Genomic DNA, 21,729 nt, shown 5'->3' with positions numbered 1-21,729 from the left:
GTGTGCCGGCGTCAGGCGATGGGACTACTTCTCGCCCTTTTCGGGCGTCATCTGGTCCGTCACCAGACTGACGACCCGTCGTCCGCCCACGCCGAACGCGATCAGTCCGAGTCCGTCGAACAGCAGGGCCAGGGAGAAGAAGCAGCCGAGCACGTAGAGGCTGCTGTGGGGCCAGTCGATGAGCACCAGCACCCCCAGTACGAGCCCGAAAGCCCCCTGGAGCAGGGTCCAGCCGAACTGCGGGCCCCGCACGACGACGCTGCCGACGAGCCGGAACACGCCTCCGGTGAGGAAGAGCAGAGCCGCGAACATCGTCAGCGCCTCGGCCGTGCCGACCGGATTCCGGATCACGACCACCCCGGCCGCGATGTTCAGCGCGGCGACCACCACTCCGAGCCAGAAGAACGCGGTGCCGCGTGCCTGGACGGCGTGCAGGAGGCCGACGAGACCGCCGATGAGCAGCAGCCAGCCGAAGAGGATCATCGAGGTGAGTGTGGCGACGCCGGTGTAGACGAGGCCGACGAGCCCCGCGACGACCAGCAGGACGCCGAGCAGGGCGAGACCTCCGAAGCTCCGGCTGAGCTTCCTGCCCTCGGTCGTGGGTCCGGCCATCGACAGCTCCTCACGGTGCGTGCGCGCTTCGCGGCCCCTTCTTGATCATAGGTTCGAGCCCTACGGATAGCATCCGGCGCATGGACCTCACGGAGCAGCCGGCACGGACGGAGCCGCGGCTGGAGCACACGGTCGTGGACGGTGTCGCCACCGTCGTCATCAGCAACCCCGCCAAGCGCAACGCCATGTCGTCGGACATGTGGCAGGCACTGCCCGTACTGCTGGAGGAGCTGGCCGCGGACCCTGGCGTACGCGTCCTGGTGCTCACCGGCGCCGGTGACACCTTCTGCGCCGGCGCGGACATCGCTTCCCTCCAGGACCCGCGCCGTCGGCCGCAGACGCTCGCGGTGCGGGCCGAGGAAGCCATGGCGGCGTTCCCCCGGCCGACGCTGGCCGCCGTGCGCGGGTACTGCGTGGGCGGTGGGAGCCAGCTCGCGGCGGCCTGCGATCTGCGGTTCGCCGAGGAGGGCGCCTCCTTCGGGGTGACCCCGGCCAAGCTGGGCATCGTCTACTCCTCGTCGTCGACCCGGCGTCTGGTCGCGCTGGTGGGTCCCTCCGCAGCGAAGTACCTCCTGTTCTCCGGTGAGCTGATCAGCGCGGAGCGGGCCCTGCGCACGGGCCTCGTCGACGAGGTGCTGCCCGTCGGCGGGTTGGAGGACCGTGTGCTCTCGTTCACGCGGGTCCTGGCGTCCCGTTCGCAGCTGACCCAGGCATCGGCCAAGGAGTTCGCCGACGGGCGCGCGGACCGGGACGCGTACTGGTCGCGGCAGGCACACGGCAGCGGCGACACCGCGGAGGGGGTCGCCGCCTTCCTGGAGCGCCGCGCTCCCCGCTTCACCTGGACGACGGGGAGCGCCGGGTCCGCGCCTACGTCAGGATGAAGCGGCTCCTGGCCCGCCACTCCTCGACCATGGACGCCGGGGCCTTCCCCGGCGCCCCGCAGTCGTAGGACTTCAGGACGTCGAGTGCCAGCCGTCGAGTGCCAGCCAGTGCGAGGCGGCACGCCGGCCGGTGAGCAGTCCGGCGGCGGCGAGCAAGAGGGAACCGGTGCACACCGAGGTCGTCCAGGTGCTGGTGCTGGACCTCACGCAAGGGCTCACGGACGGCGGTCTGCGCGGTGAGCTTGGCGCTGAACTGGGCCTGGTTGCCCGGGCGCCGCAGGAACACGACCAGGTGGCGGGCGACGGTGAGCACCACCTCCCGTCCGTGTTCCTCCTCGACCAGTGCGAGCGCGAGGTCGATGCCGGCGGTGACGCCGGCCGACGTCGCCAGCCGCCCGTCGCGTACGAAGATCGGATCCGTGTCCGCGTGCACCGCCGGATGGTCCCGGGCGAGCGTCTCGCATACCGACCAGTGGGTGGTGGCCCGGTGGCCGTCGAGCTGACCCGCCTCGGCGCCGGGCCGCTCACATCGAGGCTCTGCACGCCCTCGAAGAGGACGACGAGTCCGGAACGCTGCTTCATGTCCGCCGTCCTGGGCGGACGGCCCGATGGCCGCAATGACGAGTTCCCCACCTTTCCTGCCACGGGGAACTCCTCGGCCCGCCGCTTGCCGCCCCGGGTCCACCCCACGTACCAACCAGTCGGTAACGTGCGGGCATGAGTACTCTTCCCCCACGTGCCGGACGCCGCTGCCACAACGCGCTCAACCCGCTGCACTCCTGTGTGTACTTCTCCCCCGACCTCGGCAAGCAGTTCGGGGAGCTCGGCATCGACGACGACAGCCGGGTCTACTTCGCCGCGCGGGGCGCGGCACTGGGTGCGGCCGGCGCGGGCACGGTCACCGCGACCTTCTACAACTTCAACCACGAGCTGGTGGCCCGCCATCTGCCCGCCGTCTGGTCCGACATCACCCCCGGGGCGGCGCTCGACGCACGTCTGCGGGCAGCCGACTCGACCCTGCGCCGGGTGCTGGGCGAGGAGGTGCTCGCCTCCCGGGAGATGGCGGAGGCGGCCGAGCTCGCCCTGCGGGCCTCCGAGGCCTGCACACGCCACGCCCGACCGCTGTACGCCGCGCACGCCGATCTGGACGTGCCGGACCAGCCGCACATGGCTTACTGGCACGCGGCGACGCTGCTGCGCGAGCACCGCGGCGACGGTCACCTGGCCGCTCTGCTCACGGCCGGCCTCGACCCGCTCGAGGCCCTGGTCAGCCACAGCGCCACCGGCAAGGGCATGGCACCGCGCTGGGTGGTCGCGACCCGCGGCTGGCGGCGCGCGGACTGGGACGCGGCGGTGGAGCGGCTGCGTGGCCGGGGTGTGCTGGACGCGGAGGGCGAGCTGACCGACGCGGGCACCGCGCTCAGGGCTCAACTGGAGGAGGCGACGGACCGGATGGACGCGGCACCGTACGAGCACCTCGGCGCCGAGGGCGTGGAGCGGCTCACGGAGCTGAGCCGCGGGTTCCTCTTCACGGCGGCGGCCGCAGGCGCGTTCCCCGAGGATTTGGTCGGCAAGGGCTGAGCCACCGCACGTTTACGACCGGCGGGACGGGCCACGCGGTAGGAACACCCTACGAAGGAGGCACACCGTGTTCCGTGCAATCGCCAACGCTCTGAGTACCGTCGGATCGGCCATCGGCACCGTGGTGACTCTGCCCTTCCGGCTTCTGGCGGGCCTCTTCGGCGGCGCGTCACGCGGCGGCGGGGCCCGTCGCGCATGACCGGACCGTCAGGCACGACGCCGGGGCCGTGTTCGACACCGTGACCGACCGGGTCACGCGACACGGCCCCCGGCCACCCGGCACAATGCAGGCGAAGGGGACCACCGGGAGTGGATCACCCCAGTGGCACAGCCAGCACAGCCAGTACGAGAAGGCGAGTCGGGAAAACCGTGACGACGTCCATCGAAGGCAGGATCGCCGAGGAGCTCGGCGTACGTGAGCGTCAGGTGAAGGCGGCCGTCGACTTGCTCGACGGCGGCTCGACCGTGCCGTTCATCGCGCGCTACCGCAAGGAAGCGACCGAGATGCTCGACGACGCGCAACTGCGCACGCTCGAGGAGAGGCTTCGCTACTTGCGGGAACTCGAGGACCGCCGCACGGCGGTCCTCGATTCCGTGCGTGAACAGGGCAAGCTCGACGCGGCCCTGGAAGCACAGATCAGGGCGGCCGACACCAAGGCGCGGCTGGAGGACATCTACCTGCCGTTCAAGCCCAAGCGCCGGACGAAGGCGCAGATCGCGCGCGAGGCGGGCCTGGCGCCCCTCGCCGACGGGCTGCTCGGCGACCCGTCGGTGGACCCGCTCGTCGCAGCTGCGGCGTTCGTCGACGCCGACAAGGGTGTCGCGGACGCGGCGGCGGCGCTGGAAGGAGCCCGGGCGGTCCTGACGGAGCGTTTCTCGGAGGACGCCGACCTGACCGGCGAGCTGCGCGAGCGCATGTGGTCGCGCGGCAGGGTCGTCGCGAAGGTGCGGGACGGGAAGGAGGAGGCGGGCGCCAAGTTCGCCGACTACTTCGACTTCACCGAGCCCTTCACGGCGCTGCCCTCGCACCGGGTCCTCGCGATGCTCCGGGGCGAGAAGGAGGACGTGCTCGATCTGGTCCTGGAGCCGGAGGAGCCGTCCGAGCAGCCGGGCCCCTCGTCGTACGAGAAAATGGTCGCCCGTCGGTTCGGTGTCGCCGACCACGGCCGGCCCGGGGACAAGTGGCTGGGTGACACGGTCCGCTGGGCCTGGCGGACCCGGATCCTCGTGCACCTCGGGATCGATCTGCGACTTCGGCTGCGCACCGCGGCGGAGGACGAGGCCGTGCGCGTCTTCGCGTCCAACCTGCGCGACCTGTTGCTCGCCGCTCCGGCCGGGACCCGGGCGACGCTGGGGCTCGACCCGGGCTTCCGTACGGGTGTGAAGGTCGCCGTCGTCGACGCGACCGGCAAGGTCGTCGCGACGGACGTCATCCACCCGCATGTGCCGGCGAACCAGTGGGACCGGTCACTGGCCACGCTGGAGCGTCTCGCCAGGCAGCACCACGTCGATCTGATCGCGATCGGCAACGGTACGGCATCCCGCGAGACCGACAAGCTGGCCGGTGAGTTGTGTGACAGGCACCCGGAGTTGAAGCTCACCAAGGTGATGGTCTCGGAGGCGGGCGCCTCGGTGTACTCGGCTTCGGCCTTCGCCTCCCAGGAACTCCCGGACATGGACGTGTCGTTGCGCGGCGCGGTCTCGATCGCGCGCCGGCTGCAGGACCCGCTCGCCGAGCTGGTGAAGATCGACCCGAAGTCGATCGGCGTCGGCCAGTACCAGCACGACCTGTCCGAGGTGAAGCTGTCGCGTTCCCTGGACGCGGTGGTCGAGGACTGTGTGAACGGGGTCGGCGTCGACGTCAACACCGCTTCGGCACCACTGCTCTCGCGGGTGTCGGGCATCGGGTCCGGACTGGCCGAGAACATCGTGGCGCACCGGGACACGAACGGCCCGTTCCGCTCCCGCCGGGCGCTGAAGGACGTGGCGCGGCTGGGCCCCAAGGCGTACGAGCAGTGCGCGGGCTTCCTCCGGATCCGCGGCGGCGACGACCCGCTGGACGCGTCGAGCGTGCACCCGGAGGCGTACCCCGTGGTGCGGACGATGGTGAAGCGGACCGGCGGTGACGTCGCCTCGCTGATCGGCAACTCGCAGACGCTGCGTTCGTTGCGGCCGGACGACTTCGTGGACCAGAAGTTCGGTCTGCCCACGGTCACGGACATTCTCAGGGAGCTGGAGAAGCCGGGCCGCGACCCGCGACCCGCGTTCCGGACGGCCACGTTCAAGGAGGGTGTCGAGAAGCTCGGCGACCTGGCCCCCGGGATGGTGCTGGAGGGTGTCGTCACGAACGTGGCGGCGTTCGGCGCGTTCGTGGACGTCGGCGTCCACCAGGACGGTCTCGTCCATGTGTCGGCGATGTCCCGGACGTTCGTCAAGGACCCGCGGGACGTCGTGAAGCCGGGCGACATCGTGAAGGTGAAGGTCATGGACGTCGACCTGCCGCGCAAGCGGGTCTCACTGACCCTGCGGCTCGACGACGAGGCCACGGTGGGTCAGGACGGCGGACAGGCCCCGAAGCGCGAGCGGAACGCACCGCGGAGCGGCGGGGAACGGCCGCCCCGGCAGCGGCAGGGACAGGGACAGGGACAGGGACAGGACCACCGTCAAGGAGGCGGAGGCCAGCGCCACGACAGGCGCGGTGGCGGTGGCGCGGCGCGACCCGCCGCGGCGCCCGCCAACAGCGCGATGGCCGACGCCCTGCGGCGAGCGGGTCTGACGGACGGCTCCGACAAGGGCGGACGCAAGCGCTGAGTCAGCGGGACGGACGGGCGGACGGGGCAGCGGCCCTGTCCGCCCGTCGTCGTCTCGTTCGACCGGAAACCGCTCCGCCGGCCGGGCCCGGCCGTGTCGCGCGGGACGAGTGCTGCCGGAGGCATTGACATGCCCAGGACGCGCCATCACTCTGAGTGCCAGCCCGGGATGCAACCGGTTGCATTGCACTGGTTGCATCCCGGCATCACGGGCTCCATCCCCCAGGAGTGAGGTCCCCACCGCTCGCAGCCTCATCGACTCCCCCGACGGAAAGGATTCCCGATGTCCCCCACGACACGAAAACCCGTCCGCGCCGCCCTCGCCGCGGCGCCCGGAGCCACCCCTTCCGCCCCCACCCACCCCTCCACGACTTCCTGACCTGTGCCCTGCCGTGCAACCGGTTGCAAAGAATCAGGCCCAAGGGGAGATCATGGCCCCGCTTCTCCTGTATGCACCGAGGTCCGGCAGGGGTACGTTCGGGGGCAGGCGGCCGATGCCGCAGGGCGGGCAAGGGGAAACGACCGTGGCGATGACCATCCGTGATGTCGCGCAGGCAGCGGGGGTGCACGTCTCCACCGTCTCGCGGGCCTTCTCGGCCTCCCACCTCGTGAAGCGGGAGACCCGGGACCGGGTCCTGGCCGTCGCCGCGGAACTGGGCTACCAGCCCAACGAGACGGCACGGGCGCTGACCACGGGCCGCACCCGGAATCTCGGGCTGATCGTCTCCGACATCGCGAACCCCTTCTACCCGCCGCTCATCAAGGCGGCTCAGGCATACGCCCGCGTCCGCGGCTACCAGGTCTTCGTGGCGGACACCGACGAGGACGTCGCGACGGAGGAGGAGCTGATCCGGACCCTGGCCCGCCAGGTCGACGGTGTGGTCCTGGTCAGCCCGAGGCTGGCCAACGACGTCATCGCGCGGCTGGGCGGAGACCTGCCCTTCGTCCTGGTCAACCGCCAGGTGGCGGGGCTCTCCGCCGTACTGATGGATGTGGCGCACGGCGCGGCCCTTGCCGTGGAACACCTCTCGGGGCTGGGCCACGGGCATCTGGCCCTGGTCGGCGGCCCGCGCGGGTCGTGGACCAGCGCCCAGATGCGCCGGGCCGCCGGGCGGGCGGCCGCCGATCAGGGGATCCGGCTCGACGTGCTCGGCCCCAACGCACCGACGGAGCACGGCGGGATCGCGGCGACGGCAGCCGTGCTGAGGACGGGTGCCACCGGAGTGATCGCCTACAACGACCTGGTCGCCATCGGGCTCATCGAGGGTCTGAACGAACGGGATGTGCGGGTGCCGCGCGACATCAGTGTGGTCGGCGTGGACGACACCGTGGCCGGCAGACTGAACCGCCCACGCCTCACCACGGTCGCCATGCCCACTGCGGCGGCCGGCCGTACAGCGGTCGACCTGCTGATCCAGACGGTGGAGACGGCGGGCTCCGCGCCCTCCACGGCGCAGACCACGCTCGACACCTCGCTGGTCGTCAGGGACTCCACCGCGACGGCGGATCCATCGGCCGGCTGATCGTCCGCACCGACTTGTTGACCGCTCGGAACGGGTGACGTACCGTCACCGCTGTTCGCATATAAGAACCTGGTTCATCATGCGGAATCTTGGTCCGGAGCCGGGAACAGCCTTCACCACCGCACCAACCACTGACCGGTGCCTGCGGAGGACGCCGCAGGCGGTGAAAGGAATGACCAGTGCGCACAGAGAATCAGCACGTCAGAAGACGGGGCGGCCGCACCGCCGCCACCTTGGCCGCCGTGGTCTCGCTGCTCGCCGCGGGACTCACGGCTCTCTTCGCGAGCGGATCCGCCTCGGCAGCCCCGGCGGGGGGCTCGTACAAGCTGGCGAACGCTGCCAGCGGTCTGTGTCTGGGAGTCCCCGGCTCCAGCACCTCGGCGGGGACCCAGCTCGCCCAGAGCACCTGCAACGGCGCCGCCGCCCAGACCTGGAAGCTCACCGCGTCGGGCAGCGGCTACACCCTGGCCGCCGCGAGCAGCGCGAAATGCGCCGGCGTGCGGGACGCCTCCACCAGTGCCGGCAAGGCCGTGGAGCAGCAGAACTGCAGCGGTGCGGCCACCCAGGTGTGGACACTGACCTCCGTCAGTGGCAGCACCTACCGCGTCGTCAACAGTAACGGCGGCAAGTGCCTGAACGTGAAAGACAGTTCGACCGCGGCGGGAGCCCTGGTCCAGCAGAACTCCTGCGACTCGGTGAGCAGCAAGAACTGGACCTTCACCGCCTCGGGCACCGTACCCACGGACCCGACGGACCCGCCGACCGACCCCACCGACCCGCCCACGGACCGGCCGTCATGGCCGACCGCCAACGGCAGCCAGGCCGTCTCCTCGACCATCCAGGTCTCGGGGACGTACGACGGTGGTATGAAGCGCCTCTACGGCAGCGGTGACCTGGGCACCGGCGGTCAGGACGAAGACCAGCCACCGATGATCAAGCTGGCGGACGGCGCCACCCTGCAGAACGTCATCCTGGGCGCCCCTGCCGCCGACGGTGTGCACTGCGCGGGCACCTGCACGATCAAGAACGTCTGGTGGGAGGACGTGGGCGAGGACGCCGCGACCTTCCGTGGCGGCTCCTCCTCCACGGTCCGCACGATCGACGGCGGTGGCGCGAAGCTCGCCGAGGACAAGGTGTTCCAGCACAACGGTGTCGGCACCCTGGTCGTGAAGAACTTCCAGGTCGACGACTTCGGGAAGCTGGTCCGTTCCTGCGGGAACTGCTCCACGCAGAACGCCCGGCACATCCAGCTGCAGAACATCTGGGCGACGGCCCCCGGCACGAGCCTGGTCGGCATCAACACCAACTACGGTGACACGGCCCGGATCTCGGACGTCACGATCTACGACGACGGCGACCGCGACATGAAGATCTGCACCAAGTACAAGGGCACGACGAGCGGTGAACCGAGCGAGATCGGCTCGGGCGCGGACGGCACCAACTGCATCTACTCCTCGTCCGAGATCAGTTACGTCGACTGAGTCACGGACCACCCGCCGGGGCCCGTCCCTCCCACCGTGGGAGGGACGGGCCCCTCACGGGTCACGCGGATTCGGTGACCTTGCCGTCGGACACCTCGACGCGGCGGGTGGTACGGACCGCCTCCAGCATCCGCCGGTCGTGCGTGACCAGCAGGAGGGTCCCGGTGTACGCCTCCAGCGCCGACTCCAGCTGTTCGATCGCCGGAAGGTCCAGGTGGTTCGTCGGCTCGTCCAGGACCAGCAGGTTGACGCCCCTCCCCTGGAGGAGGGCGAGGCCGGCCCGGGTGCGTTCGCCGGGCGAGAGCGTGGTCGCGGGGCGCAGCACATGGGCGGCGCGCAGGCCGAACTTGGCGAGCAGGGTGCGCACCTCGGCGGGCTCGGTGTCGGGGACGGCGGCGCAGAAGGCGTCCAGCAGGCTCTCCGTGCCGTGGAACAGCTTGCGCGCCTGGTCGACCTCGCCGACGACGACGCCCGAGCCGAGCGAGGCGTGGCCCGCGTCGAGCGGCAGCCTGCCGAGCAGGGCGGCGAGCAGCGTGGACTTGCCGGCCCCGTTGGCACCGGTGATGGCGACCCGGTCCGCCCAGTCGATCTGCAGGGTGGCCGGACCGAAGGAGAAGCCGCCGCGGACCACCGCCGCGTCGCGGAGGGTGGCCACGACGGAACCGGAGCGCGGTGCGGAGGCGATCTCCATCCGCAGCTCCCACTCCTTGCGCGGTTCGTCGACGACGTCGAGGCGCTCGATCATGCGCTGTGTCTGCTTGGCCTTCGCGGCCTGCTTCTCACTGGCCTCGCTGCGGAACTTGCGGCCGATCTTGTCGTTGTCGGTGGCTTTCCGCCGGGCGTTCTTGACACCCTTGTCCATCCAGCCACGCTGCATCTGGGCCCGGCCTTCGAGCGCGGAGCGCTTGTCGGCGTACTCCTCGAACTCCTCGCGGGCATGGGTACGCGCGCGTTCGCGCTCCTCCAGGTAGGAGGCGTAGCCGCCGCCGTAGAGGTTGATCTCCTGCTGGGCGAGGTCGAGCTCGAGGACCTTGGTGACGGTGCGCATCAGGAACTCACGGTCGTGGCTGACGACCACCGTGCCCGCGCGCAGCCCCGAGACGAAGCGCTCCAGGCGTTCCAGGCCGTCGAGGTCCAGGTCGTTGGTGGGTTCGTCGAGCAGGAAGACGTCGTAGCGCGACAACAGCAGCGAGGCGAGGCCCGCGCGGGCCGCCTGGCCGCCGGAGAGGGCCGTCATCGGGAGGTCAAGGCCGACGGTCAGTCCGAGTTCGGCGGCGACCTCCTCGGCGCGATCGTCCAGGTCGGCGCCGCCGAGGGACAGCCAGCGCTCCAGCGTCTCGGAATAGGCGTCGTCCGCGCCGGGCGTTCCGTCGACGAGGGCCTGGGTCGCCGCGTCCATGGCGGCCTGGGCCTCGGCCACGCCGGTGCGGCGGGCGAGGAACTCCCGTACGGACTCGCCTTCGCGGCGCTCGGGCTCCTGCGGGAGGTGTCCGACGGTCGCGGTGGGCGGGGAGAGCCTCAGCTCGCCCTCCTCCGGCCGGTCGAGCCCCGCGAGCAGGCGGAGCAGCGAGGATTTACCGGCGCCGTTGGCTCCGACGAGACCGATCACGTCGCCGGGCGCGACCACGAGGTCGAGTCCTGCGAAGAGCGTGCGGTCGCCGTGTCCGGCGGCGAGTTCCTTGGCGACGAGAGTGGCAGTCATCAGGGTGCCGATCCTAACGAACCGGAGCGGTCGTGCTGTCCGCCGGACCAGGGTGCGACCATGACCCCTCCGGCCCTCGGCAGGCGCGGGCCGGCGTGGACGCGGAGGTGAGCACGTTGGCGGACGTGATCGTGGTGGGTGGCGGGGTCAGCGGGCTGACCACGGCGCTGTTGCTGGCCGAGCGCGGTCTGCGGGTGCGGGTCTGGTCCCGGGACCCGGCGACGGCGACGACCTCGGCCGTGGCCGGTGCGCTGTGGTGGCCGTACCGGATCGAGCCCGCGGCGCTGGTCGCCGGATGGTCGCTCGAGACCCTTCGGGTGTACGAGGAGCTGGCCGCCGACCCCGCGGAGACCGGCGTGCGCATGGTCCCCGGGGTGCACGGGGGCGAGCGGTCGGCCGCGCTGGGCCCGTGGGCCCGCAGCCTGCGTCAGATGTCCGAGGTGCCGGAGGGGCTGCGGGTGACCCTTCCGCTGATCGACATGCCGACTCATCTGCACTGGCTGGAGGGCCGGGTGTCCGCTGCGGGAGGCTCGGTCGAGCGGCGTACGGTGCGCGGCTTCGCGGAGGCGGCGGCCGAGGCGCGGGTGGTGGTCAACTGCACCGGGCTCGGTGCCCGCGAGCTGGTTCCGGATCCGGGTGTGCGTCCGGTACGGGGCCAGCTGGTGGTGGTGGAGAACCCGGGCATCGAGGAGTGGTTCACCCGGGCGGATCCGGCGTCGAGCACGACGACGTATCTCTTCCCCCAGCCGGGCGGGCTGGTGCTGGGCGGGACTGCGGAGGTCGACGACCCGCGCACGGAGCCCGACGTCCGCACGGCGCGGGAGATCGTGGCGCGTTGCGCGCGGGTGCGGCCGGAGATCGCGGGGGCCCGTGTCATCGGCCACCGTGTGGGGCTCCGGCCGGCCAGGGACGCCGGGGTGCGCATCGAGGCCGAGGAACTGCCGGGTGGCGGTCTGCTGGTGCACAACTACGGGCACGGAGGCGCCGGGGTGACGGTTGCCCGGGGCTGTGCGCGTGCTGCGGCCCAGTTGGTGGGCTGAGCCGCAGCACGCGGTCAGGCCGGGGGGTCGTGCTTGTGACGTTCGTCGGTGGTGACCTCCGCGGTGCCGGGTCCGATCCGGATCTCGAAGTCCCCGTCGTACTTGGCGTGCCCCTCGATGACCGCGGATTCGACTGCCTCCACGCCGAACTCCCTGCGGACGATCATCGGGTCGTGCCGCAGGTCCCTCATCAGGGACACGCACATGCCGATCATCACGATGGTGAAGGGGGCGGCCACGAGAATGGTCAGGTTCTGCAGTCCGGCGAGAGCATCGCCCTGGCCGTCACCGATGAGCAGCATGACCGCCGCCACGGCGCCGGTGACGACGCCCCAGAAGATCACGACCCACTTGGCGGGTTCGAGGACGCCCTTCTGGGAGAGCGTGCCCATCACGATCGATGCCGCGTCGGCACCCGAGACGAAGAAGATGCCGACCAGGACCATCACCAGGATGCTCATGAGGGTCGCGACCGGGAACTGCTGCAGGACACCGAAGAGCTGTGCCTCCGGGGTGGTGCCGACACCCTTGAGCTGGCCCGACTCCTCCAGCCTGATCGCCGACCCGCCGAAGACCGCGAACCAGACCAGGCTGACCGTGCTGGGCACCAGGATCACGCCGCCGACGAACTGACGGATCGTCCGGCCCCGGCTGATCCTGGCGATGAACATGCCGACGAAGGGCGTCCACGAGATCCACCACGCCCAGTAGAAGACCGTCCAGCTGGCGAGCCAGTCGGCGACCTCTCCCTTGCCGGTGGCCTCGGTGCGCCCGGCGAGCTGGGCGAGGTCACCGAAGTAGGCGGCGATGGACGTGGGAATCAGGTCGAGCACGATGATCGTGGGTCCGGCGATGAAGACGAAGACCACCAGGATCAGGGCGAGCACCATGTTGATGTTGGAGAGCCACTGGATGCCCTTCTCGACCCCGGACACGGCGGAGGCGACGAAGGCGACCGTCAGCACGGCGATGATCGCGACCAGCAGGCCGGTGCCGGTCTTCTCCATCCAGTTGAGCTCCTGGAAACCACTGCCGATCTGGAGCGCGCCGAGCCCGAGCGAGGCCGCGGAGCCGAAGAGGGTCGCGAAGATGGCGAGGATGTCGATGACGCGGCCGATGGTCCCGTGGGCGCGCTTCTCACCGATGAGCGGCACGAAGACCGAGCTGATCGTCTGCCTTCTGTTCCGGCGGTAGGCGCTGTAGGCGATGGCGAGCCCGACGACCGCGTAGATCGCCCAGGGGTGCAGGGTCCAGTGGAAGAGGGTGGTCGCCATCGCCGTCTGCATCGCCTCGGCGGCGTCCTCGGGACGGGTCCCCGGCGGCGGGTTGACGAAGTGGGCCAGCGGCTCGCTCACTCCGTAGAACATCAGACCGATTCCCATGCCCGCGCTGAACATCATCGCGACCCAGGAGATCGTACGGAACTCGGGCTCCTCGCCCTCCTGTCCGAGCGAGATCTTCCCGTACCGGCTGATCGCGAGCCAGAGGGCGAAGACCACGAAACCCGAAGCCGCCAGCATGAAGGCCCAGCCACCGTTGTGGATGAGTCCGGTGAGCAGAGAGCTGGAGACGTTCTCCAGCGAATCGGTGGCCGTGGAACCCCAGACCACGAAGGCGACGGTGAGCACCGCCGTGACGCCGAAGACCACCCGGTCGGTCGTGGGGCGCCGGCCGTGATGCGGGTCGGAGGGTAGTTCGGCCGTCACCGGGAGATAGTCCCCCCGCCCGCCCGAATCCTGCTCGTCGTGTGACACGAATGGCACCTTTCACGCAGTGCGAAATTTGGCTCTCCGTAGGCAGTACCACAGGTGGTGTCCCTCATGCGGGATCAACAAGCTGTTCGGGCTTGACCGTCTCCGGGTTGATATGGCGCACGCTCGCGATGCGCTCACCTGCCCGGCTGCCCGTACCGGGCGGTTAGGCTGACGGCGTTCTGCCGAACCCGCCAGTTCCAGCCGTTCCCAGCCGGGACGCGCGTGTACGAGGAGCGACTCTTGCCCGACCCGACCCCCGACCCGCAGCGTGACGTCCGGCCCACCCTGGAGGCTGTCGCGGCACGCGCCGGGGTGTCCAGGGCGACGGCCTCACGTGTCGTCAACGGCGGGGCGGGCGTACGGCAGCCCCTGGTGGAACAGGTGCGCCGGGCGGTCGAGGAGCTCGGTTACGTCCCGAACCACGCGGCACGGACGCTGGTCACCCGGCGCAACGGCGCCGTCGCCGTGATCATCGACGAGCCCGAGTTCCGGGTCTTCTCCGACCCGTTCTTCTCCCGCCAGATCCGCGGCATCAGCCGCGAACTCAACGCCCACGACGCGCAACTGGTCCTGCTCCTGGTCGAGGGCAGCGGCGACTTCGAGCGGGTCACCCGCTATCTGGCCGGTGGCCACGTGGACGGGGTGCTGGCCTTCTCGCTGCACACGGACGACGAACTGCCCGCGATCATCCGCAGGTTCCGGGTCCCGACGGTCTTCGGGGGCCGCCCCGGCCACGCGGCGGGCGGGGACGCCCCGCAGGTGCCTTACGTCGACTGCGACAACCGAGGCGGAGCCGGCGAAGCGGTGCGCCACCTGGTCTCGCTCGGCCGGCGCCGCATCGCGCACATCGCGGGGCCACGGGACCAGACATCGGCCCTCGACCGCATAGACGGGTATCACGACGTGCTCCCGGACGCGGGAAGGGACCTCGTCGCGGACGGCGACTTCACCACGGAGGGCGGGGCCCGGGCCATGGCGGGTCTGCTGGACACCCATCCGGACCTCGACGGCGTCTTCGTGTCCAACGACCTGATGGCGTCGGGCGCTCTGCGGGTCCTGCGCGAGAGGGGTGTCCGCGTGCCTGAGGACGTCGCGGTGGTCGGATTCGACGACATGTCCTCGGTGGCGGAGGCCGCCGTACCGCCGCTGACGACGATCCGTCAGGACGTCGAGGGCATGGGCCGGCTGATGGTACGGCTCCTGATGGAGCGCCTGAACAGCGACGCGGGCGCCTGGCCCGAGTCCGTGATCACCCCGACGGAGCTGGTCCGCCGGGCCTCGGCCTGACGTCCCGCGGCGGCCGGGCCGGGGTCACCCCGCCCCGGTGGGCCGCCGCGGGCCGGCGCGCCACTCGGCCCGCGCCGTCCTGGCCCGCGGCAGGTAGCGCAGCCGCTCCGGGAGCAGAGGCACGACGCGCCGCACCACGGCGCCGAAGCGCCTCAGCCGTCGCTCCTGTTCCGGTGTCCAGTCGAGCCCGATGGCCTTCCGCGCGTCCGGCGGCATCAGCCCGATGGTGATGAAGCTGCGGAATCGGGCCAGCGGCGGGAGGAGCACAGGCCACAGCGCCCTGAGGAGCAGCCTCAGGAAGAGCGGCCCGCGGTCGGGGGGCGGCACGGAGGTGTCCGAGGCGACCAGCTCCCGCACGACGACGGTGGCCTCCACCTCGTCGGCCAGCATCTTCCGGTAGTAGGGCCAGAAGTCCTCGATCGTCTGCGGCATGTCCCGGTCGTGGATGCCGAGGATCCTGCCGACCTGGAGCCATTCCCCGTACAGGGCCCGTTCCTGTGCGCCGGTGAGAGGGCGGACCAGATAGCGCGCCGCGTGCTGGTAGACGGGGAAGCCCGTGGCGTGCACCCATGCGTAGTTCGCCGGCGTGAGCGCGTGGTACCGGCGGCCCCGGGTGTCGGTTCCCTGGATCGTGCGATGCAGCTTCCTGAGCCTGCGGCCCTCCTCCGCGGCGGCCTCTCCCCCGTACACCCAGAGCTGGAGGGAACTGAGGGACCGCTCACCCCGCCCCCAGGGGTCCGTGCGGAAGACCGAGTGCTCGTCGACACCGGCACCGACGGCCGGGTGGGCCACCTGGAGGGTGAGGGCGGCGGGCAGCATGAGGAGTCCCCGGATGTCGCCGGCGAGACTCCACAGCACACCGCCGGGCGGGGGCGGCGCGGGTTCTCCTGCGCTGGTCATGCGGGTGCCCCCAAGGTTCGGTGGGTGCTCGGGCCGGTGCCCGGGCCGTCTGTGTTCCAGTATGCGATCGCTGACGCGCCGGCGATCCGCAGGAGTCCCGGGACCTGCGCGGGCTCCCTCTTCGAATCTGTGCCGCCAGTGTTGACGCACCCCGTGAAACAAGTCAATAGTATTTGTAACTTTGACTCTCGGGGCGCGAGGAGCCCGTCAAATGCTCTATGAAGCTGGCGAGTTGAGAGGACCGCCATCCACCAGCCGCCATCCGGAGGCGGAAGGGTCAAGGTCCTGTGGACCACGGCGAACGACTGGTGCGGTATCCGTCCGGAACCCCGCCATCGACGCCGACACCCCCGCGCATCCGAGTCGGCGCGCACGTCGTCCCTCCCGATCTGCCTGAACGGCCCCCACATCCACCGAGGAGGTCCCACGCCATGGGCCGCTACAGCCGACTGCAAGAGATCCGCAGGATGGACCCCGCCCGCGACTGCGCCGAGATACTCCGGCTGATGTCCCAGTACGAGTTCCCGTGGGACTACCGGCAGGGCATCGCCGTCGCCTTCCTGCGCGACTACGGGGTCCCCAGGATCTCGGTACTGCTCGACCGCACCCAGGAGTTCGAGCGCAACGGCCAGAAACGCTACGACGACACCGTCCTGTTCGGATACGAGATGGCGGCCGAAGGCTTCGACTCGGAGCGCGCCCGGACCGCGGCCCGCCACCTCAACCGGATCCACGGCAGGTACCGCATCCCGAACGAGGACTTCCTCTACGTACTGGCCACCACGGTCGTCGGGCCCAAGCGCTGGATCGACCGGTTCGGATGGCGGCCACTGTGCGCACAGGAGGCGGGAGCACTGGCCGAGGTGGGGCGCCGGATGGCGGACATGATGGGCATCGAGGGCGCCCCCGACACCTACGAGGGCTTCGAGGAGCTGCTCGACTCCTACGAGGGCCGGATGTTCGCCTACGACCCGGCCAACCGTCGTGTCGCCAACGCCACCTTCCGGGTCATGGCCGCCTGGTACCCGGCCCCGCTGCGCCCCCTGGTGGCCAGGTTCTCGCTCGCCCTGCTGGACGAGCCGTTACTGAGGGCGCTGGGTTTCCCGGAACAGCCGTGGTGGGCGCGGGCCGCGGCCGTACGCGTGCTGCGCGCCCGGTCGCGCGGCGTACAGCTGCTGCCCGCGCGGCCCCGGTGGATGCCCTCCCGCCCACGGCCCCGGAGCTACCCCTTCGGATACCGGCTCGACGACCTCGGTCCGCACTGGGCGCAGAGCCGGCCCCTCGAACCCCTGCCGACGGAGAAGTCATGACGCCCTCGTACGGACCGTGCGGTGCACGGCATCAAGGACGTCCGCGCCGCGACGCCCCGGGGAGAGCCGCCCGGGCGGCCGAACTGGGCAGGAGGCTTCACGCCCGGTCCTGAAGTCCGTCACCCGGCGCTGAGCAGCGGCACCAGATAGCGGCGGGCGAAGGCCCGCACCTGTTCGTCGTCGTCGAGCTCGAAGCAGCTCACCGGGTTGAGGAGGAAGGAGACGGTGATCCGCACCATGAGTTCGGCGACCGGTGTCGGGTCCGTCTCCGGCCGGCCTTCGGCGCGCTGGGCGTGGCGGAGGCGGTCGGCCAGATATCCGCGCATCGCAAGGAAGGCGGGGCCGCTCTCCAGTGTGAGGAAGGGGAGCATGATCTCCGGCTCCAGCCTCAGCAGCCCTCCCACCAGCGGGTGCTCGCGAATGTGCTTCAGGACGGCGACGAAGCCCGCGACGAGCCGGTCCTCGATGGTCGGCAGCGCGGCCGCCGCCTCGTCCACGTCCACGACGAATCTGCGGTACTCCCGCAGCAGGCAGGCGGACACCAGGCTGTCCTTGTTGCCGATCCGGCGGTACACGGTGACGCGCGAGACCTTGGCGCGCTTGGCCACGTCGTCGACGGTCGAGCGGCGCAGCCCGAAGGTCATGAACTGTTCGCGTGCCGCGTCCAGGATCTGTTCGCTCAGCGCGTCGGAGGGAGGCGTCCCGACGAGCGCCTCGGCCAGCAGAGCCTCGTTGGTACCCGGTGCCGCCATGGCCCTTCTCCCGTCCGTCGTCACCACTCAACCATATCGACGGCGCCACAGTGTTACCCAAGTCGTATCTTTGTAACTTCAGGCGGGGGCACAGGTGCACGGGGCTGAGACCTCGGGTGCACCCGCGGGGCGCCCTGCCTCCGGGGGCGCCCTCGCCGCCGCCCCGGGGGTGCTCCGCGTGGCGGCCCTCACCCGAAGTCGTACACCGTCACCTCGACGCCCCGGCTCACCAGCCGCTCGGCCACGAGAGGTTCGACCCGCGACCAGGTGCCGCCCGCCAGCCCGCAACCGATCCTCGGCATGTGGACCGACGCACCCAGCTCCTCGGCCCGCACCGCCACCTTGCGCAGCCCCTCGTCGATCGCCTCGTAGCGCACCGGAACACCCTTGCTGCCCGTGCGTATCCCCCGCTGACCCACCACGTTCGCCACCCAGGTGTACCGGTCGACCTGGACGAACTGCGCCGCGCCCAGCGCGAAGTCGTTGTCCGCGCGCTCCCGGTGCCAGCGGCGGTAGGCGGATTCGGGCTCCGGCCAGCGGCGGGACAGGGCGAGGACGAAACCCTTGCCCCAGCCGCCCAGGTCGTTGCAGACGTGCACGATCAGCTTGACGCCCTTGCCCCGGGGAGCGGTGGCGTCCCCCTGCACATACGTGATCCCCGACATGCCTTCACCGTACGGGCCGCCACTGACATCGATGCTCGTAGCGGGTTCCGGGTGAACACGCCGACGGTGCCGGCAAGCAACCATGTTCGCCGCGTTGCACTCCGGGGCGCGGTGACCGGCGGCCGGCGCGGCCGTTGCGTGGAGTACGTCCCGCCGGGCGAGGGTGGCCCGTCCGCCGTCCTCCCCACCGGTGCCCGCCGGGCGCGAGGAGGGCGGGGAGATCACCGTGGTCCTCGGCGTTGCGCAGCAGCAGCGGGGCGAGCGTGAGTTGACCGGGTTCGGTGGGAAACCGCAGGATCGTGATCACGGCCGGCTCGTGTCCGTTCGGCCGGACCGATGCGGTCCGTGCCGGGGGTGGGACTGCGCTTCGATGCTGCCGGACACTTTCACAACAGTGGTGAGACAGCAATACTGTTGCACCTGATCGGGACACACGCGGAAGCACGTACGGATGCGAGCACCGGCAGCAGCGGTGCGCCGGCAACGAGGAGTGGACATGGCGACCGGGACGGACGAACCGACGCTGACCGTCGACGAACTGGCGGCGCGCGCGGGCGTCACCGTGCGCACCGTGCGCTTCTACAGCACCAGAGGCCTGCTGCCGCCTCCGGTGATCGGCCCCCGGCGCGTCGGGCACTACGGGCACGACCACCTCTCCCGGCTGGCCCTCATCGAGGAACTCCAGCACCAGGGGATGACGCTGGCCGCCATCGAGCGCTACCTCCAGCAGCTGCCGTCCGACCTGAGCGCGCAGGATCTGGCGATCCACCGCGCCCTGGTCGCCTCCTGGGCGCCTGACTCGGCCGAGGACATGGAGCGCGCCGAGCTGGAGCGGCGGGCGGGCCGGCCCCTCAGCGGGCAGGACGTGGACCGGCTGGCGGCCATGGGAGTGCTGGAGCACCCCACGGGGCCCGGGGGGCCGTTCCTGGTGGATCCGGGCCTGTTGCGGCTCGGGGTGGAGCTCCTGGACGTGCCCATCGCGCACGAGACGATCCTGGCCGCGCGCACGGTCCTGCTGGAGCACACCCGTTCGGCCGCCCACGAGCTGACCCGGCTGTTCCGGGACGAGGTGTGGAACCCCTACCGCGAGCGGGAGTCGGACCCGGAACACGTGAAGGCGATGAAGTCGCTCTCGGCCCACATGCAGCCGATGGTGCTCCAGGCGTTGCTGACCGCCTTCCAGCGGTCGCTGAAGGAGGAGCTGGGGGCCGCGTTCACCGCGAGCGAGGAGCGGTGAACGCGGCCCGCGAGGGCGCCGTCAGTCGTGGAAGGTCTCGCCCTTCTCCGCCTTCTCCAGCAGCAGCGCGGACGGCAGGAAGCGGTCGCCGTAGCGCTCGGCGAGCTGCCGGGCGCGCGCCACGAAGCCGGGCAGACCGCCCTCGTACCCGTTGATGTACTGGAGCACGCCGCCGGTCCAGGCGGGGAAGCCGATGCCCATGATGGAGCCGATGTTGGCGTCGGCCACGGTCATCAGGACGTTCTCCTCCAGACAGCGGACGCTGTCCAGTGCCTCGGAGAAGAGCATCCGCTCCTTCATGTCCTCGAAGGGCACCTCGGTGCCGGGCTTCGTGAAGTGCTCGCGCAGGCCAGGCCAGAGCGCACCCCGGCTGCCGTCCTCGCCGTACTCGTAGAAGCCCGCTCCCCCGCTGCGGCCGGGACGTCCGAACTCGTCGACCATGCGGTCGATGACCCCGTCCGCGGGGTGCGTGGCCCAGGTGCCGCCCGCCTCCTCGACGGCGCGCCGGGTCTCGTTGCGGATCTTGCGGGGCAGGGTGAGCGTCAGCTCGTCCATGAGGGAGAGCACCTTGGCCGGGTAGCCGGCCTGCGCCGCCGCCTGCTCGACCGACGCGGGCTCGACACCCTCGCCGACCATCGCGACGCCTTCGTTGATGAAGTGGCCGATGACCCGTGAGGTGAAGAAGCCGCGCGAGTCGTTGACGACGATCGGGGTCTTCCTGATCCGCCGCACCAGGTCGAAGGCGCGTGCCAGGGCCTCGTCCCCGGTCTTCTCGCCCTTGATGATCTCGACGAGCGGCATCTTGTCGACGGGCGAGAAGAAGTGCAGCCCGATGAAGTCCGCCGGCCTGCTGACGCCTTCGGCGAGCACGGTGATGGGCAGCGTCGAGGTGTTGGAGCAGAGCAGGGCGTCGGGGTCGACGACGTCCTGGATCTCCTGGAACACCTTGTGCTTCAGCGCGGTGTCCTCGAAGACCGCCTCGATCACGGCGTCGCAGCCCGCGAGGTCTGCCGCGTCCCCGGTCGGGGTGATGCGGGCCAGCAGTTCGTCGCGCTTCGCCTCGGTGGTACGGCCCCGGGAGAGCGCCTTGGCGAGGAGCTTCTCGCTGTAGGCCTTGCCCTTGGCGGCCGCTTCCGTGGAGACGTCCTTGAGGACGACGTCGATGCCGGCGCGGGCGCAGGAGTAGGCGATGCCCGCGCCCATCATCCCGGCGCCGAGGACTGCGACCTTGCGGACCTGGCGCTCCTGGACACCGGACGGGCGGCTGGCGCCGGAGTTGACGGCCTGGAGGTCGAAGAAGAAGGCCTGGATCATGTTCTTCGCGACCTGGCCGGTGACCAGTTCGGTGAAGTAGCGCGCCTCGATGGTCTGCGCGGTCTCGAAGTCGACCTGCGCCCCCTCGACGGCGGCGGCCAGGATGTTGCGGGGCGCGGGCATCGGGGCGCCGGCGAGCTGCTTCCTCAGGTTGGCGGGGAAGGCGGGCAGGTTGGCCGCGAACTTCGGGTTCGACGGGGTGCCGCCGGGGATGCGGTAGCCCTTGACGTCCCACGGCTGCTGGGACTCGGGGTTGGCGTCGATGAAGGCGCGGGCCTTGTCGAGCATCTCCTCGCGGGTCGCGGCGACCTCGTGGACGAGGCCGTTCTCCAGGGCCCGCCGCGGGGTGTACTGCGTGCCCTGGAGGAGGACCTTCAGCAGGGCGTCCGCGATGCCCATCAGCCGCACGGTGCGGGTGACTCCGCCGCCTGCGGGCAGCAGACCGAGGGTGACCTCGGGCAGGCCGATACGGGAACCGGGGGCGTCCAGGGCGATCCGGTGGTGCGCGGCGAGCGCGATCTCGTAGCCGCCGCCGAGCGCGGCGCCGTTGACGGCGGCGACGACCGGCTTGCCGAGGGTCTCGATGCGGCGCAGCGACTTCTTGATGGCGGTTCCGGCGTCGAACGCCGCCTGGGCGTTCTCAGGACCGATCCTGATCATGTCCTTGAGATCGCCGCCCGCGAAGAAGGTCTTCTTGGCGGAGGTGTAGATGATGCCCCGGATGGAGTCCTTCTCGGCCTCGGCGCGTTCGGCGACGGCCGCGATGGAGTCCTTGAAGCCCTGGTTCATCGTGTTGGCGGACTGGTCGGGGTCGTCCAGTACGAGGGTGACGACGCCGGTCTCGTCCTGTTCCCAGCGGATGGTGGTGCTCTCGGTCATT

Annotated in this window: 17 protein-coding genes and 2 pseudogenes; 10 read left to right on the top strand and 9 right to left on the bottom strand. The window is 70.8% G+C overall.

Features of this window, described 5'->3' with window-relative positions; all coding sequences use genetic code 11:
• Positions 1 to 24 precede the first annotated feature (24 nt).
• A complete protein-coding gene (locus ABZ441_RS22495) occupies positions 25 to 612 on the bottom strand; it encodes a DUF308 domain-containing protein (protein ID WP_358977023.1) in 588 nt (195 codons plus the stop codon).
• 80 nt (positions 613 to 692) lie between these two features.
• Between ABZ441_RS22495 and ABZ441_RS22490 the strand changes: the two genes are divergently transcribed.
• A complete protein-coding gene (locus ABZ441_RS22490) occupies positions 693 to 1,493 on the top strand; it encodes an enoyl-CoA hydratase/isomerase family protein (protein WP_358977020.1) in 801 nt (266 codons plus the stop codon).
• On the opposite strand, the pseudogene ABZ441_RS22485 reads toward ABZ441_RS22490, so the two are convergent.
• A pseudogene (locus ABZ441_RS22485) lies at positions 1,480 to 1,700 on the bottom strand (DJ-1/PfpI family protein); the annotation flags it as partial. The gene ABZ441_RS22490 and the pseudogene ABZ441_RS22485 overlap by 14 nt on opposite strands.
• A pseudogene (locus ABZ441_RS22480) lies at positions 1,663 to 2,007 on the bottom strand (DJ-1/PfpI family protein); the annotation flags it as partial. The pseudogenes ABZ441_RS22480 and ABZ441_RS22485, both read right to left, overlap by 38 nt.
• A gap of 203 nt (positions 2,008 to 2,210) precedes the next feature.
• On the opposite strand from ABZ441_RS22480, the gene ABZ441_RS22475 reads away from it, so the two are divergent.
• The 5 genes from ABZ441_RS22475 (at position 2,211) to ABZ441_RS22455 (ending at position 8,888) form a co-directional block, all read left to right on the top strand.
• Entirely contained in the window at positions 2,211 to 3,074 is an 864-nt protein-coding gene (locus tag ABZ441_RS22475) for a hypothetical protein (protein WP_358977018.1), read from the top strand.
• A 67-nt stretch (positions 3,075 to 3,141) separates the two neighbouring features.
• Entirely contained in the window at positions 3,142 to 3,273 is a 132-nt protein-coding gene (locus tag ABZ441_RS22470; protein ID WP_358977015.1) for an LPFR motif small protein, read from the top strand.
• A 170-nt stretch (positions 3,274 to 3,443) separates the two neighbouring features.
• Positions 3,444 to 5,885 carry a Tex family protein gene (locus ABZ441_RS22465; RefSeq protein WP_358977012.1) on the top strand — a complete coding sequence of 814 codons (2,442 nt, stop codon included), beginning with the start codon at positions 3,444 to 3,446 and terminating at the stop codon, positions 5,883 to 5,885.
• 529 nt (positions 5,886 to 6,414) lie between these two features.
• Positions 6,415 to 7,407 carry a LacI family DNA-binding transcriptional regulator gene (locus ABZ441_RS22460; protein ID WP_358977097.1) on the top strand — a complete coding sequence of 331 codons (993 nt, stop codon included), beginning with the start codon at positions 6,415 to 6,417 and terminating at the stop codon, positions 7,405 to 7,407.
• Between the two features lie 179 nt (positions 7,408 to 7,586).
• Positions 7,587 to 8,888, top strand: coding sequence for a pectate lyase (locus ABZ441_RS22455; protein ID WP_358977009.1), 1,302 nt, complete (start codon positions 7,587 to 7,589; stop codon positions 8,886 to 8,888).
• 61 nt (positions 8,889 to 8,949) lie between these two features.
• Here ABZ441_RS22455 and ABZ441_RS22450 read toward each other — a convergent pair whose 3' ends face one another.
• Positions 8,950 to 10,590 carry an ABC-F family ATP-binding cassette domain-containing protein gene (locus ABZ441_RS22450; protein WP_358977006.1) on the bottom strand — a complete coding sequence of 547 codons (1,641 nt, stop codon included), beginning with the start codon at positions 10,588 to 10,590 and terminating at the stop codon, positions 8,950 to 8,952.
• Between the two features lie 107 nt (positions 10,591 to 10,697).
• Here ABZ441_RS22450 and ABZ441_RS22445 point away from each other — a divergent pair, with 107 nt between their 5' ends.
• Positions 10,698 to 11,630 (top strand): FAD-dependent oxidoreductase, encoded by a 933-nt coding sequence (locus tag ABZ441_RS22445; protein ID WP_358977003.1) that lies wholly within the window; start codon positions 10,698 to 10,700, stop codon positions 11,628 to 11,630.
• Positions 11,631 to 11,644: 14 nt separating this feature from the next.
• On the opposite strand, the gene ABZ441_RS22440 is transcribed toward ABZ441_RS22445, so the two are convergent.
• Positions 11,645 to 13,384: a BCCT family transporter gene (locus tag ABZ441_RS22440; RefSeq protein ID WP_358977000.1), complete on the bottom strand. Its 1,740-nt coding sequence runs from the start codon at positions 13,382 to 13,384 to the stop codon at positions 11,645 to 11,647.
• A gap of 240 nt (positions 13,385 to 13,624) precedes the next feature.
• Between ABZ441_RS22440 and ABZ441_RS22435 the strand changes: the two genes are divergently transcribed.
• On the top strand, positions 13,625 to 14,671 hold the full coding sequence (locus ABZ441_RS22435; RefSeq protein WP_358976997.1) for a LacI family DNA-binding transcriptional regulator: 1,047 nt from the start codon (positions 13,625 to 13,627) through the stop codon (positions 14,669 to 14,671).
• Between the two features lie 24 nt (positions 14,672 to 14,695).
• On the opposite strand, the gene ABZ441_RS22430 is transcribed toward ABZ441_RS22435, so the two are convergent.
• A complete protein-coding gene (locus ABZ441_RS22430; RefSeq protein WP_358976994.1) occupies positions 14,696 to 15,571 on the bottom strand; it encodes an oxygenase MpaB family protein in 876 nt (291 codons plus the stop codon).
• 431 nt (positions 15,572 to 16,002) lie between these two features.
• Here ABZ441_RS22430 and ABZ441_RS22425 point away from each other — a divergent pair, with 431 nt between their 5' ends.
• Entirely contained in the window at positions 16,003 to 16,881 is an 879-nt protein-coding gene (locus ABZ441_RS22425) for an oxygenase MpaB family protein (protein WP_358976991.1), read from the top strand.
• A gap of 119 nt (positions 16,882 to 17,000) precedes the next feature.
• Here the strand turns inward: ABZ441_RS22425 and ABZ441_RS22420 are convergent, their stop codons facing one another.
• The gene (locus ABZ441_RS22420) at positions 17,001 to 17,633 is read right to left on the bottom strand and encodes a TetR/AcrR family transcriptional regulator (RefSeq protein WP_358976988.1); all 633 of its coding nucleotides are present in this window, start codon (positions 17,631 to 17,633) and stop codon (positions 17,001 to 17,003) included.
• 188 nt (positions 17,634 to 17,821) lie between these two features.
• On the bottom strand, positions 17,822 to 18,298 hold the full coding sequence (locus ABZ441_RS22415) for a macro domain-containing protein (protein ID WP_358976984.1): 477 nt from the start codon (positions 18,296 to 18,298) through the stop codon (positions 17,822 to 17,824).
• 496 nt (positions 18,299 to 18,794) lie between these two features.
• Here ABZ441_RS22415 and ABZ441_RS22410 point away from each other — a divergent pair, with 496 nt between their 5' ends.
• Positions 18,795 to 19,535: a MerR family transcriptional regulator gene (locus tag ABZ441_RS22410; protein WP_358976980.1), complete on the top strand. Its 741-nt coding sequence runs from the start codon at positions 18,795 to 18,797 to the stop codon at positions 19,533 to 19,535.
• 21 nt (positions 19,536 to 19,556) lie between these two features.
• Here the strand turns inward: ABZ441_RS22410 and ABZ441_RS22405 are convergent, their stop codons facing one another.
• Complete coding sequence (locus ABZ441_RS22405; RefSeq protein ID WP_358976977.1) at positions 19,557 to 21,728, bottom strand: 3-hydroxyacyl-CoA dehydrogenase NAD-binding domain-containing protein; 2,172 nt, start codon at positions 21,726 to 21,728, stop codon at positions 19,557 to 19,559.
• Position 21,729: the final 1 nt, after the last annotated feature.

Origin of the sequence: Streptomyces sp. NPDC005752 (assembly GCF_040630715.1) — a bacterium.
Classification (GTDB): Bacteria; Actinomycetota; Actinomycetes; order Streptomycetales; family Streptomycetaceae; genus Streptomyces.
Note: the sequence above shows the minus strand (reverse complement) of the source record. Positions and strands in the feature narration are given on the sequence as shown.